1 pseudogene is annotated in these 281 nt (G+C 65.5%); it reads right to left on the bottom strand.

Annotated features, from left to right (window positions below):
* Positions 1-281 (bottom strand): annotated as a pseudogene (glyA, locus tag ACOQFT_RS00370) (serine hydroxymethyltransferase); the annotation flags it as partial.

The following is a 281-nucleotide window of genomic DNA, read 5'->3' as shown; positions in this document are numbered from 1 at the left end:
CCCGACTGGTTGGGCGCGGCGCCGTGGGTCAGGTGACCGCCTGCGTCCAGGCTCATGCCCAGAATGGTGTCGCCGGGCTGGATCAGCGCCTGGAATACGCCCTGGTTGGCCTGGCTGCCCGAGTTCGGCTGCACATTGGCGAACTCGCAACCGAACAGCTGCTTGGCGCGGTCGATGGCGAGGTTCTCGGCGATATCGACGAACTGGCAACCGCCATAGTAGCGGCGACCGGGATAGCCCTCGGCGTATTTGTTGGTCATCACCGAGCCCTGCGCCTCCAT

The organism is Ruegeria sp. MALMAid1280, from assembly GCF_049195285.1.
Classification (GTDB): domain Bacteria; phylum Pseudomonadota; class Alphaproteobacteria; order Rhodobacterales; family Rhodobacteraceae; genus Ruegeria.
Note: the sequence above shows the minus strand (reverse complement) of the source record. Positions and strands in the feature narration are given on the sequence as shown.